This is a genomic window from Moorella sp. E308F (assembly GCF_006538365.1).
Classification (GTDB): Bacteria; Bacillota; DSM-521; order Neomoorellales; family Neomoorellaceae; genus Neomoorella.
The window spans coordinates 713,334-734,881 of record NZ_BJKN01000001.1; the positions used below are offsets into that span (position 1 = coordinate 713,334).

At 50.6% G+C, this 21,548-nt stretch carries 21 protein-coding genes; 13 read left to right on the top strand and 8 right to left on the bottom strand.

Features of this window, described 5'->3' with window-relative positions; translation table 11 throughout:
- Positions 1–69: 69 nt before the first annotated feature.
- From rsmG to rpmH, 8 genes are all read right to left on the bottom strand, one after another.
- On the bottom strand, positions 70–792 hold the full coding sequence (rsmG, locus tag E308F_RS03530) for a 16S rRNA (guanine(527)-N(7))-methyltransferase RsmG (RefSeq protein WP_141263573.1): 723 nt from the start codon (positions 790–792) through the stop codon (positions 70–72).
- Positions 782–2,674 (bottom strand): tRNA uridine-5-carboxymethylaminomethyl(34) synthesis enzyme MnmG, encoded by a 1,893-nt coding sequence (gene mnmG, locus E308F_RS03535; RefSeq protein ID WP_141263574.1) that lies wholly within the window; start codon positions 2,672–2,674, stop codon positions 782–784. Before mnmG ends, rsmG begins: the two co-directional genes overlap by 11 nt.
- Positions 2,675–2,821: 147 nt before the next feature.
- Positions 2,822–4,198 (bottom strand): tRNA uridine-5-carboxymethylaminomethyl(34) synthesis GTPase MnmE, encoded by a 1,377-nt coding sequence (gene mnmE / locus E308F_RS03540; protein WP_141263575.1) that lies wholly within the window; start codon positions 4,196–4,198, stop codon positions 2,822–2,824.
- Positions 4,199–4,292: 94 nt separating this feature from the next.
- Entirely contained in the window at positions 4,293–4,913 is a 621-nt protein-coding gene (gene jag, locus E308F_RS03545; RefSeq protein ID WP_141263576.1) for an RNA-binding cell elongation regulator Jag/EloR, read from the bottom strand.
- The gene (locus E308F_RS03550) at positions 4,910–5,590 is read right to left on the bottom strand and encodes a YidC/Oxa1 family membrane protein insertase (protein WP_141263577.1); all 681 of its coding nucleotides are present in this window, start codon (positions 5,588–5,590) and stop codon (positions 4,910–4,912) included. Before E308F_RS03550 ends, jag begins: the two co-directional genes overlap by 4 nt.
- A 59-nt stretch (positions 5,591–5,649) precedes the next feature.
- Positions 5,650–5,871 (bottom strand): membrane protein insertion efficiency factor YidD, encoded by a 222-nt coding sequence (yidD, locus tag E308F_RS03555; protein ID WP_373995946.1) that lies wholly within the window; start codon positions 5,869–5,871, stop codon positions 5,650–5,652.
- Positions 5,855–6,223: a ribonuclease P protein component gene (gene rnpA / locus E308F_RS03560; protein WP_141263578.1), complete on the bottom strand. Its 369-nt coding sequence runs from the start codon at positions 6,221–6,223 to the stop codon at positions 5,855–5,857. The genes yidD and rnpA overlap by 17 nt, the downstream gene beginning before the upstream one ends.
- A gap of 31 nt (positions 6,224–6,254) precedes the next feature.
- A complete protein-coding gene (gene rpmH, locus E308F_RS03565; RefSeq protein ID WP_141263579.1) occupies positions 6,255–6,389 on the bottom strand; it encodes a 50S ribosomal protein L34 in 135 nt (44 codons plus the stop codon).
- Between the two features lie 237 nt (positions 6,390–6,626).
- On the opposite strand from rpmH, the gene dnaA reads away from it, so the two are divergent.
- From dnaA to E308F_RS03630, 13 genes are all read left to right on the top strand, one after another.
- Positions 6,627–7,955: a chromosomal replication initiator protein DnaA gene (gene dnaA / locus E308F_RS03570; protein ID WP_141263580.1), complete on the top strand. Its 1,329-nt coding sequence runs from the start codon at positions 6,627–6,629 to the stop codon at positions 7,953–7,955.
- Between the two features lie 125 nt (positions 7,956–8,080).
- Positions 8,081–9,232 carry a DNA polymerase III subunit beta gene (dnaN, locus tag E308F_RS03575; protein WP_141263581.1) on the top strand — a complete coding sequence of 384 codons (1,152 nt, stop codon included), beginning with the start codon at positions 8,081–8,083 and terminating at the stop codon, positions 9,230–9,232.
- Between the two features lie 11 nt (positions 9,233–9,243).
- The gene (locus E308F_RS03580) at positions 9,244–9,471 is read left to right on the top strand and encodes an RNA-binding S4 domain-containing protein (protein ID WP_141263582.1); all 228 of its coding nucleotides are present in this window, start codon (positions 9,244–9,246) and stop codon (positions 9,469–9,471) included.
- Positions 9,434–10,525, top strand: coding sequence for a DNA replication/repair protein RecF (gene recF / locus E308F_RS03585; RefSeq protein WP_141263583.1), 1,092 nt, complete (start codon positions 9,434–9,436; stop codon positions 10,523–10,525). Before E308F_RS03580 ends, recF begins: the two co-directional genes overlap by 38 nt.
- 37 nt (positions 10,526–10,562) lie before the next feature.
- On the top strand, positions 10,563–10,817 hold the full coding sequence (gene remB / locus E308F_RS03590) for an extracellular matrix regulator RemB (protein ID WP_141263584.1): 255 nt from the start codon (positions 10,563–10,565) through the stop codon (positions 10,815–10,817).
- 99 nt (positions 10,818–10,916) lie between these two features.
- Positions 10,917–12,821, top strand: coding sequence for a DNA topoisomerase (ATP-hydrolyzing) subunit B (gyrB, locus tag E308F_RS03595; protein ID WP_141263585.1), 1,905 nt, complete (start codon positions 10,917–10,919; stop codon positions 12,819–12,821).
- 158 nt (positions 12,822–12,979) lie between these two features.
- Positions 12,980–15,349 carry a DNA gyrase subunit A gene (gyrA, locus tag E308F_RS03600; protein ID WP_253260410.1) on the top strand — a complete coding sequence of 790 codons (2,370 nt, stop codon included), beginning with the start codon at positions 12,980–12,982 and terminating at the stop codon, positions 15,347–15,349.
- 123 nt (positions 15,350–15,472) lie between these two features.
- Positions 15,473–16,360: a pyridoxal 5'-phosphate synthase lyase subunit PdxS gene (pdxS, locus tag E308F_RS03605; RefSeq protein ID WP_141263586.1), complete on the top strand. Its 888-nt coding sequence runs from the start codon at positions 15,473–15,475 to the stop codon at positions 16,358–16,360.
- Positions 16,361–16,378: 18 nt separating this feature from the next.
- A complete protein-coding gene (pdxT, locus tag E308F_RS03610) occupies positions 16,379–16,945 on the top strand; it encodes a pyridoxal 5'-phosphate synthase glutaminase subunit PdxT (protein WP_141263587.1) in 567 nt (188 codons plus the stop codon).
- A gap of 31 nt (positions 16,946–16,976) precedes the next feature.
- On the top strand, positions 16,977–18,047 hold the full coding sequence (locus E308F_RS03615) for a glycoside hydrolase family 15 protein (protein WP_141263588.1): 1,071 nt from the start codon (positions 16,977–16,979) through the stop codon (positions 18,045–18,047).
- Between the two features lie 135 nt (positions 18,048–18,182).
- A complete protein-coding gene (locus E308F_RS03620) occupies positions 18,183–18,959 on the top strand; it encodes a DeoR/GlpR family DNA-binding transcription regulator (protein ID WP_141263589.1) in 777 nt (258 codons plus the stop codon).
- 220 nt (positions 18,960–19,179) lie between these two features.
- A complete protein-coding gene (gene pfkB, locus E308F_RS03625; protein ID WP_141263590.1) occupies positions 19,180–20,106 on the top strand; it encodes a 1-phosphofructokinase in 927 nt (308 codons plus the stop codon).
- A gap of 44 nt (positions 20,107–20,150) precedes the next feature.
- On the top strand, positions 20,151–21,530 hold the full coding sequence (locus E308F_RS03630; RefSeq protein ID WP_141263591.1) for a PTS fructose transporter subunit IIC: 1,380 nt from the start codon (positions 20,151–20,153) through the stop codon (positions 21,528–21,530).
- Positions 21,531–21,548 lie beyond the last annotated feature (18 nt).

Sequence of the window (21,548 nt, forward strand, 5' to 3'; positions counted from 1 at the left end):
TCTCCCTTGACTTTTTTTCTTTATTTCGGCATGTTTGTTAGGGTTCCTGCCGACCCTGTTTATTTTCCTTCACTTAAGGGGCCGTTTGGCGGGCAGTCCAGGGCGGCGCGGGTAAGCTGGCGGAGTGACCTTTTCCTTTTTGATTATAACAAGAAGGCGTTTTTCTTCCCCCCCTGGAAGCTTACGCTGCCATATTTTTGTCGCACCACCTCCTAGGAGGTTTATCGCCCCTGCGGCCGCCTTTAATTCTTGCTCCCCAGCCGGTCCTTTATAGGCTACCATAAAACCTTCTACCTTTACCAGTGGCAGGCAGTATTCCGCCAGGGTATTTAAAGGCGCTACAGCCCTGGCTACGGCCAGGTTATATTTTTCCCGGTAATTTTTATTTTGACCTACCTCTTCGGCCCGACTCCACAGGCATTCAACTCCTTTTAATTCTAACTTGTTTACTACCTTTTCCAGGAATTTAACCTTTTTTTGTTGGGCTTCCAGAAGTGTAAGCTGCAGGTCCGGCCGGTATATTTTTAGAATAAAGCCGGGTATTCCCGCGCCGGTACCAACGTCGATAACCCTGGCACCTGTCGGAATTGCCAAGGCACAAAAAATGAGGAGGGAATCCAGGATGTGTTTCCGCCAGATTTCTTCCTCCTCAACAATAGCCGTTAGGTTCATCTGTTGATTAGATTCTACAAGGAGATCGATATAAGCTTTTATGGCAGCAGCTTGTTCAACCGTTATATCTATGCCCGTATTTTGACTTAAGTTGTTTATGATTTTATTTTTATCCAGCACAGGTATTTACACCTTCACGCCTTTTTTGTTCTAGATAGACTAGCAAGATACTGATATCTGCCGGTGTGACGCCTGGTATACGCAGGGCCTGTCCCAGGGAACGTGGTCTTACCCTTTCCAGGTGATCGATACTCTCCCGGGATAAGCCACGGATTTCCCGGTAATTAAGATTATCTGGTAAACGCCGTCCCTCCAGTTTTAACATCCGCTCTACCTGGGCTTTTTCCTTGGCAATATAGCCTTCGTACTTGAGAATCATTTCGATTTCCCCGGCAATGTCATTTGGAAGGTCTGGCGCCAGGCCGGCTTCTGCTAGATCTTGATATTTTATTCCAGGCCTTTTCAGGAGATCGGCCAGGCTGGCTGTTCCCTTCAGCGGCGTCTCCCGGCGGCGGTGGAGTATTTCCTGGATGTTTTCATTGTTACTACCAACATGCTGCTTTTGTAAAAGTTCTATTCCTGCTTTGATGGCTTTTTCTTTGGCCTGGAGCTTCCTGTACCTTTCTTCATCCAGAAGCCCTATTTCATAACCCAGGGCAGCAAGGCGCAGGTCGGCGTTATCTTCTCGCAGCAGCAAGCGGTGTTCGGCCCTCGCCGTAAGCATGCGGTAGGGTTCGGTCACACCCCTGGTTACCAGGTCATCGATAAGGACACCGATATAGGCCTGATCGCGCCTTAGAATAAACGGCTCTTTTCCCTTTACCAGACGAGCAGCATTTATTCCCGCTACTAGCCCCTGAGCTGCGGCTTCTTCATAACCCGAGGTACCGTTGATCTGTCCGGCAGTGAATAAACCACTTATAGTCTTGCATTCCAGCGTTGCCTTGAGCTGGGTCGGGTCCAGGTAATCATACTCAATGGCATAACCCGGCCGCATCAATTCTGCTTTTTCAAGCCCCGGTATACTGTGCAGGGCGGCCAGCTGGACGTCTTCCGGCAGGCTGGTGGACAGACCCTGGACGTACCACTCCTCCGTTCCTAGCCCTTCTGGCTCCAGGAAGATCTGGTGCGCCGGTTTGTCGGCAAAACGTACCACTTTGTCTTCTATTGACGGGCAATAGCGCGGTCCTTTACCTTCTATCATTCCGCTAAACAGCGGCGCTCGGTCCAGGTTATCCCGTATAATCCGATGGGTTGTCTCATTGGTATGGGTTAACCAGCAGGAGACATTGGGCCGGTGGCTGTTGTCCTCCCAGAAAGAGAAATTTAAGGGCTCCCTGTCACCGGGTTGCTCAATCAACTTGTCCCAGTTAATGGAACGGCTGCTGATCCTGGGTGGTGTACCGGTCTTAAAGCGGCCCATGGTGAGACCCAGGTCTTTTAAACTCGCTGCCAGTTCAATGGCCGGGAACTGGCCGTTAGGACCGCCGGAATAGGCAACATCGCCAATAATTATCCGTCCCCTTAGATAAGTGCCGGTAGTTAAAACAACAGCAGAACAGGTAAAGAAAGCTCCTGTCCTGGTCAAGACACCTTTGACACGGCCATTTTCCACCACTAGACGTGTGACTTCACCCTGCTTAACTTCGAGATTCTCTTGCCTTTCCAGGTTAAGGGTCATCAGTTGCTGGTAAAGCTTTTTATCTGCCTGGGCCCGCAGGGCCCTGACTGCCGGTCCCTTACCGCCGTTGAGACGGCGGATCTGGATGCGACTGCGGTCGGTATTTAAGCCCATGACGCCGCCCAGAGCGTCAATCTCCCGTACCAGGTGACCCTTGGCTGGCCCCCCTACCGAAGGGTTGCAGGGCATCATGGCAATATTATCCAGGCTGATGGTCAGCACCAGGGTACGGCAGCCAAGCTTTGCCGTTGCCAGGGCGGCTTCACAGCCGGCATGACCGGCGCCAATGACAATGACATCGTAATCTCCGGCGTTGTACATCCTTTTCACCTTCTTTCTTCTTAATTTCTACTATGAAAATAACTTCGCTCCTTGCTGGCATTGTTTTAGCTCGCGCCAAACAAATGCCAGTATATTTATTTTCATTCTTTTGATAGTACCGCGTTTGCGGTATAAGGGTCTTGCCATCTATTTACCAATACAGAAGTCGCTAAAAATCCGGTCCAGGAGATCCTCCCGAGCTGTGGCTCCTGTGATTTCACCCAGGAAATCGCGGGCCGCCCAGAGGTCAACGGCGATTAAATCGCCGGGTATACCATTCTCCCAGGCGGCTATGGCAGCGTTAAGGTGCTCCAGGCATTTTTCCAGGGCGTCGCGGTGGCGGGCCCGGGTAAGGATGGGCTCTTCCCCCGTCCTTGCCACCTTACCGCTGAGAACGACCTCCCTTATCTTTCTGGCCAGTTCATCCAATCCTTTACCTTCCCTGGCAGAAATAGTCACCCAGGGGTAACTGGCGGCAAAAGTTTTCAGCCCGTTCTCTTTTTCACCTATCAGGTCAACTTTATTACCGACAATAATTACATTTTTACCTGTAACTTCCTCCAGAATGCGCTTATCTTCAGCCAAGATACCGGTACTTAGATCGACGACCATCAGGACCAGGTCGGCCTCCTTGACAGCCTGCCTTGTCCGCGCCACACCGATACTCTCCAGCGTGTCGGCAGTTTCCCGCAAGCCCGCCGTATCGATAAGCCGGCAGGCAAAGCCGCCCAGGAGTAAAGTTTCTTCTATGGTATCTCTGGTGGTACCCGGGATCTGACTGACAATAGCCCTTTCCTGCCGCAATAAGGCATTTAAAAGGCTGGACTTGCCGACATTGGGCCGGCCAACAATGGCTATTTTCAGGCCCTCATTAAGGAGACGACCTTCTTCCCAGGTGGCCAAGAGTTTTAATACCTCTTCCCGGGCATGTTTCAATTTCTCCAGCTCGCTGGCACTTACCTCGCCGACTTCTTCGGTAAAATCCAGGCTGGCTTCAATTGCTGCCAGTACACCGGTAAGGGAATCGTTTATCACCGTTATTTTTTGTGACAGTTTGCCCTCTAGCTGGCTTATGGCAGCAGAGAGTCCCTGGCTGCTCCTGGCGCGAATTACATCTAGCACAGCCTCAGCCTGGGCCAGGTCGAGACGGCCGTTTAAAAAGGCACGCCGCGTAAACTCTCCCGGCTCGGCCAGCCTGGCTCCATGGCGTAAAGCAAGTTGTAAAACTCTGGCTACTGCCAGGGCACCACCATGGCAGTTAATTTCCACTACATCTTCGGCTGTATAACTGTGGGGGGCTCGCATTATGCATGCCAGTACCTCATCAATGGTTTCCCCTGTTTCGGGATCGATAATCACTCCCAGCCGCAGGGTATGGCTGCGACTGGCAGAAAAATGCGGTCCCTGGCGGGTTTTAAATATTTTACTGGCGATGGCAACAGCATCGCTGCCGCTCAGGCGTACAATACCGATGCCGCCTTCACCCGGCGGGGTTGCTACTGCGGCTATGGTGTCGGCCAGCATTCCTTTCCTCCCCACATAATAAGACCCAGTAATACTTATGGTATCACTGGGCCACAGATAAATACCTAAGTGATTCTATTTTAACGCAAAAAACTTATTGGCGCAAGGCAATAACAATTTTGCGGTTCGGTTCCTGCCCTTCGCTAAAGGTCAAGATCTCATTATCGTTTTGCAGTGCGGTATGGATGACGCGCCGCTCCTGGGGATTCATGGGTTCAAGGACAATCCTTTTCCCGGTTGCTTTTACCCGCGCCGACAAGCGGCGGGCAAGATTGATTAATGTTTGCTCCCGTCGTTTGCGATAACCTTCTACATCCAAGATAATCTTAACTTTATTTTTTAATACCCGATTTACAGCCAGGTTGCATAGATACTGCAGGGCATCCAGGTTATCGCCCCGTCGGCCGATTAAGATACCCAGCTCTTTACCATGAAAACTGACAAAAAAGTATCCTTCCCGCTGCCGGATTTCGATGTCTGCTTCAATGTTCATGGCTTTCAAGACCCGCGTTAAAAAGTCATTAATCACCTTTTCCGGGCTATCAGGCAGAACAACTTTTACCCGGGCCTGGCGTGAACCCAGCAAACCTAAAAAACCTTTACTGCCTTCTTCTAAAATATAAATTTCAACTTCTTCCCTTTTGGCCCCTAAACTTCTCAGCGCTGCCTCAATGGCTTCCTCAACAGTCTTGCCGCTGGTTTCAATCTCCTTCATTTGGCGCTGATTTCCTCCTTCACCAGCTGCGGTTGCCGGCGTATTAACCATTGTTCTAAAATGCCCATTAAACTAAAAGTTACCCAGTAGAGAGAGAGGCCGGCTGGAAAATTCCGGCTCATCCAGCCTATTAGTAGTGGCATGACAATAAGCATTGTTCTCTGGGTCTGGTCCTGATTGCTGCTTACCATACTTACCTTTTGCTGGAAAAAGGTGCCCAAGGCGACTAAAATAGGTAAAATATAGGGATCCGGTTGTCCCAGATTGCTTATCCATAAAAAGTTGGCGTGAGCCAGTTCTACATAGGCCGGATGATGAACAGGATCAAAGAAGGTACGCAGGGCACTGAATAAAGCAAAAAGAATGGGCATTTGCACCAGCAAAGGCAGACATCCCCCCAGGGGATTAACGCCCTCCTTCTGGTATAATTCCATCATTGCCTGCTGGGCCTTCTGCGGGTTACCTTTATACTTTTTTTGCAATTCCTGGATCTTGGGTTGAAGTTCCTGCAACCGTCTCATAGAACGCAGTTGCCTGTAGGTCAAAGGGAAAAGGATTACCTTAACGAGAATGGTAAATAAAATTATAGCCAGACCGTAATTGGGTATACCTAACGTCCGGGTAATATTATATAAAAATTGTATTGATTGTGACAGGAAATCAATTAATATACTCAAGTAGCCCCACTGCCTTCCCTCTTTTTTAGGAAAAGGCAGCCTTCACCTCCACATTGGCTTTAACGAAGCGGGTCATAACCTCCAGGGTGCCACGGGTGACAGCGTGCCAACCTTTTGAAGGCCAGGAAACTTCCCCGCAGCACTCCATATCTGGTGATTGCTTCCAAGGTATACTGGGAACAACTGGGATAAAAACGGCAATTTTTTCCCAGGAAAGGAGATATAAATATCTGGTATAAACGTATCAAGAACACAATACTTTTTTTAATCACCCAGGCCACTGCTTTCCTTTTTAACTAAAATTTTCCCCCAGCGTCCCAAATTTAATACTTCTTGCTCCAATTCATTATAGCTACTTTGCACTGCATTTTCCCTGGCTACCAGCACTACATCCAAACCCGGCTGGAAAGAAGTTAAATGTTTGCGACAAATTTCTCGCAGGCGGCGTTTTAATAAATTACGCTTTACAGCTTTGCCTACTTTTTTGGAAATGGAAAAACCAAAACGGGTCTGACCACAGATATTGGGCGCGTAATACATTTTTAATATTTTACCGCTTATTTTGCGTCCTTGACGGTAAACTCGGTGAAAATCCCTTGCCTTGACAATACGCCGCCCTGCAGTTAACAACATCCTGCCCCCAGGATAAAGGGATAAGCCTGCCTTAAGCAGACAGGCGTTTACGACCTTTCCGGCGCCGCCGTTTGATAATTTCCCGCCCGGCCTTAGTGCGCATTCTCTTTAAAAAGCCATGAACCCTTTTATGGCGTCTCCTTTTGGGTTGATAAGTCCGTTTCAAACTTGTTTTTCCCTCCTACCAAATTTATCTTTTATCTTTTTCCAGCCGTATCATTCAAATTATAGCTGAGTCTTTTTCCATCTGTCAAGGAAAAGGAATTTTTGTTGCCTGTTGATAGTTATACCCAAAGCTGTTAAGATAAGATTGCATGATTGCTTTTATTCCCATCACTTATCCCCACTTTTCATGTTATATACAACAGTATTTATTAACATCTTCCCCAGGGAGGTCTCTTTTTTGCCACCCAATCAACTCGATCTAGCCTGGCAACAGGTATTGTCCATCTTGGAAAAAAAAATTAGTTTCTCCGCCCTAGAAGCCTGGTTTTTTGATGCCCGGCCGGTAACTATGCAGGGTAACACATTGGTTCTGGCTGCAGCCAACGAATTTGCCCGCGATTATATCCAGAGCCGTTTTTATCCTTTGGTACAGGATGCTCTGCAGAAAGTACTGGGCCGGGAACCAATTAATATCCAGGTCATTTGCTTTTCACCGGCTGGAGACCGGGCCACGGTTACCTCCGAGTCAGGAGATGACGACCTGCCTCGGCTTAACCCTAAGTACACTTTCGATACCTTCGTTGTTGGCAACAGCAATCGCTTCGCCCATGCGGCCTGCCTGGCAGTAGCCGAAACCCCGGCTCATTCTTATAATCCTTTATTCATTTACGGCGGCGTTGGCTTAGGGAAAACCCACCTCATGCAAGCTATCGGCCATCACGTACGCCAGCACTTGCCCAATTTTCGGGTCCTGTACATCTCTTCGGAAAGGTTTACCAACGACCTGATTAACGCCATTCGCGATGAGCAGACGGAAGAATTCCGAGCTAAATACCGTAACATCGATGTTCTCCTTATTGATGATATCCAGTTTCTAGCAAAAAAGGAAAGTACCCAGGTTGAATTTTTCCATACCTTCAATCACCTGTATGAAGCCAACAAACAGATAGTAATTTCCAGCGACCGGCCTCCAAAAGAAATACCTACCTTGGAAGATCGCTTGCGGTCGCGTTTTGAATGGGGGCTTATTACCGATATCCAGCCGCCCGATCTGGAAACCAGGATGGCCATCTTAAGAAAGAAAGCAGCTGCTGAAAATATTAGTATTCCGGATGACGTCATGTTTTTTATGGCCCAAAAAATAGATTCTAACATCCGGGAACTGGAAGGAGCTTTACTCCGGGTGGCAGCCTATGCTGCCTTTACTAAAGAAGAAGTTACCATTGAGATGGCCGAAAAGCTTCTTAAGGATGCTTTAAATCTGGCCCGTCCGAAGCCTATTACCATTAACCTTATCCAGGAAGTGGTGGCCCGCTATTTCAACCTGAAGCCGGAAGATTTAAAGGCCAAAAAGCGGAACCGTGCGGTAGCCTTTCCCCGGCAAATAGCCATGTACCTTGCCAGGGAAATGATCGATGCTTCATTGCCCCAAATCGGTGAAGCCTTCGGCGGCAGGGACCATACAACAGTCCTCCACGCCTATACCAAGATACGCGATGATTTAAAAAGCGATCCATCCCTGTCTCAGATAATATCCCAGCTTATGCAGGAAATTAGAAACCAGTAATCCACAAAGCAAAACTCCAATCCTGCCTGCATTAGCGATTGCTATCAACATTTCCACAGGCCCTATTACTACGGCTACTATCATCTTTAGTTAGATGATGATGATGATGATGGAGGAAGCCTCTCATGCATATTTCCTGTTCCCAACCCCAGCTTCTACAAGCCGTTCAAAAAGTTCACCGTGCTGTAGCCACGACTACTACTTTACCAGCCCTTACAGGTATTTTATTCCAGGCTGAAGAAAATATGCTAACGTTACAGGGAACTGATCTCGATTTAGGCATTATTTACAGTTTCCCGGTAGAAGTTTTAACCCCCGGCGAACTTCTGCTGCCGGCCCGCATTTTTACAGAAATGGTGCGGCGTTTACCACCTACTAACCTTTCATTACAGGCCCTGCCGGATAATACTGTAGAGATAACTTATATGCAGTCCAGGGTCCACTTAAACAGCTTTGATCCCAGCCAGTTTCCTTCCCTGCCAGACATTGAGGGCAATATTTCCTTGGAAGTTGATTTAAACATTATCAAAGATGCTGTCCGCAAGGTAAGTATAGCTACAAGCAGTGATGATTTGCGTAGTATCTTTAGTGGTATATTACTGGAAATAAAACCGGATGGGACACAATTTAACCTGGTAGCTACCGATACCCACCGCCTGGCCGTCTACCGAGGCCCTCTGGCTGGAGTTACCAGTAGCGAACCGGTAAACGCTCTTATTGGTAGCCGCTCCTTAAATGAGCTGGCCCGCCTGCTGCCAGGTGAAGAAGGTCAGGTACAGATAACTGTTGGCTCCAGCCAGATTTTTGCCCGCTATGAAAACTTAAAGATGTATGCGCGCCTGCTTGATGGCAAATTCCCCCATTACCGCCAGGTTATCCCTCAATCTTACGTTACCAAAGTAAAGGTGGCTACCAGGGATCTACTGGAAACAACAGAACGCGCTACCCTGCTGGCCAGGGATGAAATAAAATCCCGTTCCTATATCATCTTTTTGCAGGTTGATGAAACTTTAAAGATTACCAGCGAGGCTGCTGAAGTTGGCCACCTGGAGGAGGAACTGGCGGCCCAGATTGAAGGTGAGCCTTTAACCCTGGCCTTGAACGGCCGTTATTTACTGGAAACGCTGCGTATAATAGACACGGAAGAGGTTATCCTGGAGCTATCGGCACCTTTAAAACCGGTAGTTGTGAAACCGGATGGTGAAGATAATTATTTCTGCCTTATTCTGCCGGTAAGGATCAATACCACACCGGAAAACAATTCGCCGGGTGTCTAAAGGGGGTAATTATGCCCAGTAAAAACGTACCTATTACTACTCCAACTATCCGGCTGGACCAGTTTTTAAAATGGGCTGGTATAGCAGCAACCGGCGGCCAGGCTAAAGCGATGATCGCCGGCGGCCTGGTACGGGTTAACGGGCAGGTTGAGAAACGCCGCAGCCATACTTTAGAGCCTGGCGATGAGGTGGAGGTCAAGGGTGCCAGCTTTAAGCTTACGGCAGCTCCAGTTGACTAATTTTCGCTGTTACCGCGAGTTGACCTGGCACTGCCAGCCGGGCCTGAATATTATCCAGGGTCCAAATGGGGTCGGTAAGACCAATCTTTTGGAAGCTATTGGTTATTTAAGCTTTGCCCGCTCTTTACGCCAGCAGCAGGACCAGCACCTGGTAACCTGGGGAGAAAGCTCTTTTCAGATAAAAGGTTGCTGTAATTCCAGCCAGGAAAACGTGGAGCTTGCTATTATTTACCAGCACAATCACAAAGAGTTAACAATTAACGGTCAGAACCACCGCTTAGTTGATCTGCTAGGAATTTTGCCGGTTATATATTTTGGACCCGAGGACCTGCTCCTTTTAAAAGGTGCACCTGTCTACCGGCGCCAGTTCCTGGACCGGGAGATAAGCATCCTTGACCGGCTTTATTGCCATAACCTCCAGTCTTATCGCCGCCTCCTTTTACAGCGCAACCGTTTACTGCGGGAGATCAAGGCCGGCCGGGGAAAAGACCAGGATCTTGAACCCTGGAATATCCAGCTAGTATCTACCGGAGCGGCCATTATCCAGAGAAGACGGGCCTTTATCCAGTCCCTGGAACCACTGGCAGCAGCCATTTACCGGAGTATGGGTGCCAGGGAACAGCTAACCCTTATCTACCGGCCCAGCGTCGGCGATTATGATGACTGGCTGGCAAAAATAACTGCCGGACAGGAGAAGGAGATTCAGGCGGGCTTAAGCCTCTGGGGACCCCACCGGGACGATTTCTCTTTTTTTGTTGGTGATCATGAAGCGCGTTTCTTTGCTTCCCAGGGACAGCAGAGGTCGGCGGTACTGGCCCTTAAAATTGCTGAAGCCAGGATTTTTATGCAGGTCATAGGTAAGAGGCCCATTTTGCTTCTGGATGACGTTTTTTCCGAGCTGGACAGCAAACGCCAGCAGGCCCTGCTGGAACTCTTGGCCACCGCCGGCCAAATCTTTTTAACGACAACAGAGTTGACCAGACTGCCGGCCAGTCTCCTGGAGCAAGCCACCATCTGGCAATTATCAGGAGAAAGAAAGTTAGTGGCAGGATAAATAAGACAATAATTTCTAAAAGGGAAGGAGGTTTTGTATGTACCTGCACATAGGTAATGAGATGGATGTTCCATGTAAGGACATTATCGTCATTCTTAACTTGAGCACAACCGGCCGGTCCACGGTTAACAGGGAATTTTTAAAGGCGGCCAAACTTCAAGATAAAGATCCCGCTTCCGGGGGTTATAAATCCTGCATTGTTACTGATAAAGACATATATTTTTCCAGCATTTCTTCCGGCACTCTGATGAAGAGAGCCAGCTCAATCTTTAGCAACCTGGAACAGGAATAAAAACTCCGGCCGCGCCTCAGGACCTGCTTTACGCCTGCTTGAAGGAAGCCTGTCTTTTGTGCTATATTTGTCAGGGTAAGTTTTACCTGGGAGGAAAAGATGGAACAGATTCACACGGAATATGATGCCAGTCAAATCCAGGTTCTGGAGGGCCTGGAAGCCGTGCGCCGGCGACCCGGGATGTATATTGGCAACACCGGGGTCCGGGGCCTGCACCAGCTGGTTTTTGAACTAGTGGACAACAGTATTGACGAGGCCCTGGCCGGCTTTTGCGATCGCATTGAAGTAATTATTCATCAGGACGGCAGCCTGACGGTTACCGACAACGGCCGCGGTATCCCGGTGGACATCCATGAAAAAACGGGGTTACCAGCCGTAGAAGTAGCCCTAACCATGCTCCATGCGGGGGGTAAATTCGGCGGCAACGGCTACAAGGTAGCCGGCGGCCTCCACGGCGTAGGCCTTTCAGTTGTCAACGCCCTTTCCGAGTGGCTGGAGGTAAAGGTAAAACGGGATGGCAAGGTATACCAGCAAAAGTACCGCCGGGGCAACAAAGTATCGGATTTAAAGGTCGTCGGAAAAGCCAAGGGTACGGGCACCAGCGTCACCTTTTTCCCGGACAGAGGGATTTTTGAGGATATAGTTTTCCAGGATGAAATAATTGCCCGGCGTTTGCAGGAGTTATCCTTCTTAAACCGGGGCGTTAAAATAATTTTCCGGGATGAGAGAAACGACACTGAAACCACCTATTACCACACCGGCGGATTGATTGACTTTGTTCGTCAGTTAAATAAAAACAAGGCAGTCCTCTTCAACAAACCCCTCTACTTTAGCGGGGAAAAGGATAACGTGCAGGTTGAAATAGCCCTGCAATATAACGACGGTTATAACGAGCTCATCCTTTCTTATGCCAATAATATCAATACCACCGAAGGCGGCACCCACGAAATTGGTTTTAAAACGGCCCTGACAAGGGTGATCAACGATTATGCCCGTAAATTTAATATCTTAAAAGAAAACGACAGCAACCTGGCCGGCGAAGACATCAGGGAAGGCCTGACGGCTGTCATCAGCGTCAAGGTGATGGAACCGCAGTTTGAAGGCCAGACCAAGACCAGGCTGGGCAACACGGAAGTGCGGGGCATCGTCGACGCCCTGGTGGCGGAGCATTTAAGCGCCTACCTGGAAGAAAACCCCACCATTGCCCGGCGGATTGTCGATAAAGCTTTAAATGCCTTCCGGGCCCGGGAGGCGGCCCGCAAGGCGCGGGAGTTGACACGGCGCAAGAATGCCCTGGAGATAACTTCTTTGCCAGGGAAACTGGCCGACTGCACCCATAAGGACCCGGCCGTGGCCGAGCTTTTCCTGGTGGAGGGTGATTCTGCCGGCGGTTCGGCCAAGCAGGGCCGCGACCGGCGTTTCCAGGCCATCCTGCCTTTGCGGGGTAAAATCTTAAATGTCGAGAAGGCGCGGCTGGACAAGATTTTAAATAACGAAGAGATCCGGACCATCATCACCGCCCTGGGTACAGGTATTGGCGATGATTTTAACATCAACAAGGTCCGCTATCATAAGACTATCCTTATGGCCGATGCCGATGTGGACGGTTCCCATATCCGGACGCTGTTGCTTACCTTTTTTTACCGTTACATGCGGCCTTTAATCACCGAAGGTTATATCTATATCGCGCAGCCGCCCCTGTATAAAGTTTCCCGGGGTAAAACAGAGCACTACCTCTATAATGACGCCGAACTGGAAAGATTTTTACAGAACCATGCCGGTGAAAAATGGGAAGTCCAGCGCTATAAAGGCCTTGGCGAAATGAACGCCGACCAGCTCTGGGAAACGACCATGAACCCGGAAACCCGCACCCTGCTCCGGGTTAACCTGGAGGATGCTGCGGAAGCTGATGCCATCTTTAACATCCTTATGGGTGACCGGGTGGAGCCGCGGCGGGAATTTATCCAGCAACACGCCCACGAAGTCAGAAACCTGGATATTTAGGGTGGAGGGGGTCTGACCCCCGTTTTTCTTTACAACTGTTTGGCGTTAGCTTCCAGCAGGTTATATTTTAGGTAAAGGGTCACTTTTGAAAGAAGGTGGAAAATACTTTGGCCTTGCAAGAGGGCGGTAAAATTCTAGAAGTCAACCTGGAAGAGGAAATGAAGCGGTCCTACATTGACTACGCCATGAGCGTAATTGTGGGCCGCGCTTTGCCCGATGTCCGCGATGGCTTGAAACCCGTTCACCGGCGTATCCTTTATGCCATGTACGAAGAGGGATTAACGCCGGATAGGCCCCATAAAAAGTCGGCTGTCGTCGTAGGTACGGTGCTGGCTCGTTACCACCCCCACGGCGATGCCGCCGTCTATGAAACTATGGTCCGCCTGGCCCAGGATTTTGCCTGCCGCTATCCCCTGGTGGACGGCCACGGCAACTTTGGTTCCGTCGACGGCGACTCAGCGGCGGCCATGCGCTATACCGAAGCCCGGCTGGCGAAGATTGCCCTGGCCATGCTGGCCGATATTGATAAAGAGACCGTCGACTTTATCGATAACTATGACGGCAGCCTCAAGGAACCGGTGGTGCTCCCGGCGCGGATTCCCCAGCTTTTGGTCAACGGGTCGGCGGGGATTGCCGTGGGCATGGCAACCAACATCCCGCCCCATAACCTGGGAGAAGTCATCGATGCCCTGGTATACCTTATTGACAATCCGGAGGCCGATCTCAAAGACCTGACCCGGATTATCAAAGGACCGGACTTTCCTACCGGGGGCCTGATTATCGGCCGGGAAGGAATTAGAAACGCCTACCGGACCGGACGGGGCAGTATCAAAATCCGGGCCAAGGCCCAGGTGGAGACCTTAAAAAGCGGCAAGAGCCAGATTGTGGTGACGGAAATCCCCTACCAGGTCAACAAGGCCCGCCTGGTGGAAACCATTGGCGAGCTGGTGCGGGAGAAAAAGATCGACGGCATTACTGATCTACGGGACGAGTCCGACCGGACGGGGATGCGGATCGTCATCGAGCTGCGCCGGGACGTCCAGCCCAGGGTTATTCTTAACCAGCTCTATAAGCATACCCAGCTACAGGAGAATTTCGGGGTCATTATGCTGGCCCTGGTGGACGGCCGGCCGCGGGTTCTCAATTTGCGGGAAATGCTGACTCTCTATCTGGATCACCAGAAGGAGGTAGTCACCCGCCGTACCCGCTACCTTCTGGCCCAGGCCGAAGCCCGGGCCCATATCGTTGCGGGCTTACGCATTGCCATTCAGTTTCTCGATGAAGTAATCAAGATTATCCGCCAGTCTCCCAATGAACCAGAAGCCTGCCGGGGCTTGATGGAGCGTTTTAATTTGAGCGACAGGCAGGCTAAAGCCATTGTCGACATGCGTCTGGGTCGCCTTACGGCTCTGGAAAGAGAAAAACTGGAGGAAGAATGGCAGGAACTGCAAAAGCGCATTGCTTACCTGAAAGAAGTCCTGGATAGCGAAGCCATGGTCTACGGCATAATTCGAGAGGAACTCCTGGAGTTTAAAAATAAATTTGCCGATCCACGTCGCACGCAGATTATGCTGGATGAAGAAAACCTGGAGGTAGAAGACCTCATTGCCCGGGAAGATATCGTCGTCACCCTGTCCCATCGCGGTTATATCAAGCGCCAGCCGGTAGACACCTACCGCAGTCAGAAACGGGGCGGCCGCGGCATCCAGGCCATGGGTACCAGGGAAGAAGATTTTGTCGAGGATATCTTTGTAACTACCACCCATCATTACCTCCTTTTCTTTACCAACCAGGGTCGTGTCTTCCGCCTGAGGGGACATGAAATCCCTGAAGCCAGTCGCCAGGCCCGGGGGACGCCGCTGGTTAATTTAATTTATCTAAACAAGGGAGAAACCATCACCGCCGTCATTCCCATCCGCGACCTGAATGAAGACGCTTACCTCTTTATGGCTACCAGGAAGGGTACGGTCAAGAAAACCTCCTTGGCCGAATACCACACTTCCCGCCGGGACGGCTTGATTGCCATAGGTTTGGATGCAGGTGATGAGCTCATCGGCGTCCTGCGTACGGAAGGCAATCACGAAGTTATCCTGGTGACACGCCAGGGCAAAGCCATTCGTTTTGCCGAAGATGAAGTACGGCCCATGGGCCGGACCGCCCACGGCGTGAAAGGCATCACTCTGGAGGACGGTGATGAGGTTGTCGGCCTGGTCCGGGTTAAAGAGGGGGCTGAGCTGGTTGTTGTTTCCGCCAATGGTTTTGGCAAAAGGACGCCCCTGGAGGAGTACCGTACCCAGAGCCGGGGCGGCAAGGGTATTATTACCATGAACGTTACCAGACGAACCGGTCCGGTGGCAGCTGTAGCCGTTGTTACCCAGGATGACGAACTGATGCTGATCTCAGCCGACGGGATTCTCATCCGCCTGGGGGTGGAAGACATCTCCCGCCAGGGCCGCAATACCCAGGGAGTTACCCTGATGCGCCTGGAACATAATGACCGCGTGGTAGCCATGGCTCGTGTTCAATAAAATTTAAATTTCGCAGGAAAGATAAGGTTGTATTAAAAGGTTATTGCTTCAGAAGGTACCCTGTAGTAGAATGAAGCTGTGCAGCCAGAAAGGTCGAAGAGTGTAGCAATGGGGGGAAGAAAGATGGCAGCAGAAAAGGGAACCTGGACGGTAAAGAAGGGCCTGGCGGAGATGTTGAAAGGCGGCGTCATCATGGACGTCACCACCCCAGAACAGGCTAAAATTGCCGAAGAGGCCGGGGCCTGCGCCGTGATGGCCCTGGAACGGGTGCCGGCCGACATCCGCGCTGCCGGCGGGGTGGCCCGCATGGCCGACCCTACGGTTATCTTACGGATTATGGACGCCGTAACCATCCCGGTGATGGCCAAGGCCAGGATCGGCCATTTCGTGGAGGCGCAGATTTTAGAAGCCCTGGGCGTTGACTATATCGATGAAAGCGAAGTTCTCACCCCGGCCGATGAAGAGTTCCATATCAATAAACATGAATTCAAAGTGCCCTTTGTCTGCGGCGCCCGCAATCTCGGCGAGGCTTTAAGGCGCATCGGCGAAGGGGCGGCCATGATCCGCACCAAGGGGGAGCCCGGTACCGGCAATGTCGTGGAAGCCGTTCGTCATATGCGCCGGGTCATGAGCGAGATCCGGCGGGTGCAGAACCTGCCCGATGAGGAATTGATGACCTTTGCCAAAGAAATTCAGGCTCCTTATGAACTGGTCAAGCAGGTGAAGGAACTGGGGCGCTTGCCGGTGGTCAACTTCGCCGCCGGCGGTATCGCCACCCCGGCGGATGCCGCGCTAATGATGCAGCTGGGCGCCGACGGCATCTTTGTCGGCTCCGGTATCTTTAAATCAAGCGACCCCATGAAGCGGGCACGGGCCATTGTAGCCGCCACCACCCACTTCCGGGAACCGGAAGTCCTGGCCGAGGTATCTAAAGACCTGGGCGAAGCCATGCCCGGGTTGGACATTGCCACCATCAGGCAGGAAGAACGCATGCAGGAACGCGGCTGGTAATAGCGAGGCGAGTTAAAAATGAAAATTGGCGTACTGGCCATGCAGGGTGCCTTCCGGGAGCATATTGCCTCCCTGGCGGCCCTGGGTGTTGAGGGTGTAGAGATCCGGCGGGAAAGGCAGCTGGAAGATATTGACGGGCTGATCATACCGGGCGGCGAGAGTACGACCATCGGCAAGCTAATGGTAGACTTCAACCTTCTGGAGCCCATCCGCGAACTGGCAGCGGCAGGGATGCCGCTCTTTGGCACCTGCGCCGGGATGGTGCTGCTGGCCAGGGATATAATCGGCAGCGACCAGCCCCGGCTGGGACTGATGCACGTGAGTGTCCAGCGCAATGCCTTTGGCCGCCAGGTGGACAGCTTTGAGGTCGACCTGGAGATCCCCGTCCTGGGAGAGGAACCCTTCCATGCCGTCTTTATCCGCGCTCCCTACCTGGAGAGGGTAGAACCCCCGGCGGAATCCCTGGCCACCTTTATGGGTAAGACCGTCATGGCCCGTCAGGGGAACCTCCTGGCGACGGCCTTTCACCCGGAATTAACTAATGATTTGCGAATACACCGCTATTTCCTGGAGATGATAAAATAAAAGGGCTGGCGACAGCCCTTCTTTTAATATTATGAAAGCAGGTCAACTTTTTGCCCGCAGCATAGATATCTTGAAAGCCTACCAGGCCTCGACGGGTGCCTTCCCGGCGGCCCCTGATTACCCGCCCTATAATTACGTCTGGCTGCGGGACGGGACCTTTATCGCCCGCGCCCTAGACCTGGTGGGGGAAAGGGAAGCCGCCAAGGGGTTTTACCGCTTTGGCGCCCGCACTATCATCGCCCACAGCTACAAGGTAGAGCGGGCCCTGGCGGCTGTAACCCGGGGTCAGCCCATAGGAGATGCCAGCTGCCTCCATACCCGCTATACCCTCACCGGGGAAGAGGGCCGGGAGCCCTGGGGAAATTTCCAGCTGGACGGCTACGGCACCTTCCTCTGGGGCCTGGCCGCCCACCTGCAGGCCGGCGGCCCCTGGGAAGATATTTACCGCCGGGCCGTTGACCTGGTGGTGCGCTACCTCACCGGCCTCTGGCAGCACCCCTGCCTGGACTGCTGGGAGGAATACGGTGACTACCGCCACCCCTCCACCCTGGCGGCCATATATGGCGGTTTGAAGGCCATTTTACCCTGGCTGGGAGATCGAAATGAAGTCATAGCAGTACTGGAACAGCTGCCCGACCGGGCCCGGGAAGAATTTGTCCGGGACGGCCACTGGGTCAAGTTTGCCGGGCAGGATGCCGTTGATGCCAACCTCCTCTGGCTGGGAGTGCCCTTCGGCCTCTGCAGCCTGAATGATCCCGTTTTCGCGGCGACGGTGGCCAGGATTGAAGCCGATCTCTGTACAGGCGGGGTGAAACGCTATTCTGCCGATACCTACTACGGCGGTGGCCAGTGGCTGCTCCTCACTGCCTGGCTGGCCTGGTACTACCGCCTGAAGGGAGAAGAAGTTCCTGCGCGGGAACTCCTGGACTGGGTGGAAGCCCGGGCCGATACCAACGGCTACCTGCCGGAGCAGGTGCCGGAAAACCTTACCTCCGAGGAGCACTATCATTACTGGCTGGAGCGCTGGGGGCCCATCGCCAAACCCCTCCTGTGGTCCCACGCCATGTATATCATTGCTATAAAGGGTATGACAATTGATTAAGACGGCCGCTCGTGGCTGTCTTTTTAACTATTAAGTTACGGTTTTTTTCGTTAAAATGATCTTGACATTAAAAATAAATGATCGTAAACTCTAAATAAAGAAAATGAAAATATATGAAAGGCATATAGGTAATATATGTTCGCAAGCGAACGCAAACAAAAGATAATAGAAATCTTGGAACAAACACCGGCGGTTAGAGTAGCGGAATTAAGCGATCTCTTTCAAGTTTCCGAGGTAACCATCCGCCGTGATCTCCAGGAATTAGAAGCGGCCGGCCTCCTGAAACGTACCCACGGCGGGGCCGTGAGCATTGCCACTGCTTCCTTTGAACCAACCCTGACAGAGAAAGAAGAAGAACACCTGGCAGAGAAAAAGGCCATTGCGCAGGCCGCCATAAATTTGATTGCCGATGGCGATACTATTTTACTGGATGCCGGTTCTACCACTCTGCAGCTGGCCCGCTTGCTGAAGGCGAATAAAAAACACCCCCTGACAGTGGTGACCAATGCTCTCAATGTAGCCTGGGAACTGGCCTTTATCGAAACCATTGATTTAATCCTTACGGGTGGTCACCTGCGCCACTCCACGCTATCATCCGTCGGTCCCATTGCTGACAACACCCTGCAGGGTTTATACGTCGATAAAGTTTTTCTGGCTACAAATGGCCTGGATGTCGAGCGGGGCCTGACTACGCCCAATATCTACGAGGCGCAGACCAAACAGAAGATGGTCAAGGCTGGCCGTGAGGTTATTGTCCTGGCCGACCACAGCAAGTTCGGCCGTATCTCCCTGGGACTCATCTGCCCTGTTACCGCTGTTAATCGCGTCATTACCGATCCCGGTGCTCCTGTAGAGGACTTGGAGCGCCTGAAGGAGCGCGGCGTGGAAGTAATCGTAGCCGGCGGAAACTGAACTGCCAGGAGGGAAGATTGTTGCCTGCACTAGTTGTCACCGTTACCCTGAACCCTTCCCTGGACAAGGTGGCCGTAATAGAAGCATCATTTTGATACCGCCCAGACTAATCGTGGCAGGGTAGGAAGTAAAAAATAGCAGTAAATAAATTACAAAGGAATCAATATTGCCAAGTTTTAACATAAACTAAATTATCTTGGAGGGAAATAAGGGAAAGCAAATGATAGCGACAATTACTTTAAATCCAGCCATTGATAAGTCAATATTTATTCAAAATTTTACCATTGGGAAGACGAATAGAGCCCACGTAGACAGGATTGATCCAGGAGGTAAAGGTATCAATGTAGCAAAAGTTTTAAAACAGCTGGGGTGCCAGGTAATTACTTCCGGTTTTCTGGCAGGCAACAATGGACGCTATATTTCTTCTTTCTTAACAGAACAAGGAATAATGAATGATTTTATCGTCATCCCCGGCGAAACAAGGCAAAATCTAAAAATCATTGATCCAATTAAAAAGACCATAACCGAAATTAATGAGCCGGGGGCTGAGGTAGACGAGTGTTATTTAAAACAGTTGATGGATAAGGTTAAGGAATTGGCCTCCCAATGTCAAGTGATAGTTTTTTCCGGAAGCCTGCCCCCCGGTTTGCCGGACTATGCTTATAAAGAATTAATCCTCCTGGCAAAAGAGAAGGGAACACAGACAATTTTAGACACAGGAGGGATAGCTTTATGGCAGGGGCTTGCTGCATGTCCTACGTTAATTAAGCCTAACAAGTACGAAGTAGAAGAAGTTCTCCAGGTGAAGGTGAGTGAAGATAAGCTAGTAAATATTGCTGAACGACTGTTAGCTTCAGGTCCGGAGATAGTGGTCATTTCTCTTGGTGCTAGGGGTGCTCTTTTGGCATCAAGACAGCAAAAAATGCGGGCCTATCCACCGGTGGTAGAGGCAAACAGTACAGTAGGCGCAGGTGACGCGATGGTAGCAGTTTTTGCTTATGGCTTAGAAAGAGGCTTATCTTTAACTGATACTTTGCGGCTGGCCACTGCCGTAAGCGCGGCCGCAGCTGCTGCCCATGGAAGCGAGGTGGGAGATATAGAGCTAGCTAAAAATATGCTACCCGAGGTAAAAATACAAGAAATCTAGAAAAAATGGTATCCTAAAAACAAGGAGGAAAGGAAGGGTAATTAATGAAAAAATTAGTTGCTGTTACTTCTTGCCCAACAGGCATAGCCCATACCTATATGGCGGCTGAAGCTTTGCAGAAGGCAGCCAAAGAACAAGGGTTGGCTATAAAAGTAGAAACCCGTGGATCAATCGGGATAGAAAATGAATTGACACCAGCAGACATCAAAGAGGCTGTGGCAGTCATTATAGCTGCAGACGCTAAAGTAGACGAGGAAAAATTTCAAGGTAAACCTGTAGTTAGGGCTTCAGTGGGAGAAGCTATTAAAAATGCTAAAGGTTTAATAGAAAAAGCTTTAACCTTGGAGGGTAGAGAGCCCTCAAGGCAAAGCACTGATTTTATTCGTGAAGTCCAGCAGCGCAAAAGTGAGCGGAGCTCCCAGGCTACTGGTCTGTATAAGCACTTAATGACAGGCGTATCTTATATGATACCCTTTGTAGTAGCAGGAGGGCTAATCATTGCTCTTTCCTTTGTATTTGGTATCGAGGCCTTTAAGCAAGAAGGCACTTTAGCCGCCAACCTTATGCGCATTGGTGGCGGCACAGCTTTCGCCTTAATGGTTCCAATACTAGCAGGCTTTATAGCGTTTTCCATCGCTGATCGGCCGGGCCTGGCTCCAGGAATTATAGGAGGAATGCTTGCTGCTCAAATGGGGGCAGGGTTTTTGGGAGGAATTATTGCTGGGTTCTTGGCAGGTTATGTAGCCAAATTCTTACGAGACTATATCCAGCTTCCTGCAGGCCTGGAAGGATTAAAACCCGTATTGATAATTCCATTAATATCTACTTTAGTGGTAGGTTTGTTGTTAATATATGTTATAGGCACACCAACAAAAATTGTAATGGACGGTCTTAAAAACTGGTTGACTACTATGAGCAAAGGCAATGCTGTTATTTTAGGCTTTATTTTAGGTGCCATGATGGCCTTCGATATGGGAGGACCGGTAAATAAAGCGGCTTATACCTTTGCAGTAGGCTTACTGGGTAGCAATATTTATGAGCCCCAAGCTGCGGTTATGGCTGCGGGCATGACGCCTCCATTAGGTTTGGCGCTAGCTACTTTACTGTTCCCTAAAAAGTTTACTAGCGAAGAAAGAGAAGCTGGTAAGGCGGCAGCAGTTTTAGGGATTTCTTTTATTACCGAAGGAGCTATTCCTTTTGCTGCAGCTGATCCCTTTAGGGTAATTCCATCTATTATGGTAGGTTCAGCCGTAGCTGGTGCCCTCTCTATGGCTTTTAATGCAACCCTGAGGGCGCCACATGGAGGCATATTCGTCCTTGCTATCCCTAATGCAGTGGGTCATTTAGGATTATATATCCTATCTATTGCTATCGGTACTCTCGTGACGGCTTTAATGGTGTTACTTTTGAAACCCAACAAATAAAATTGGAGGACCTCTAAA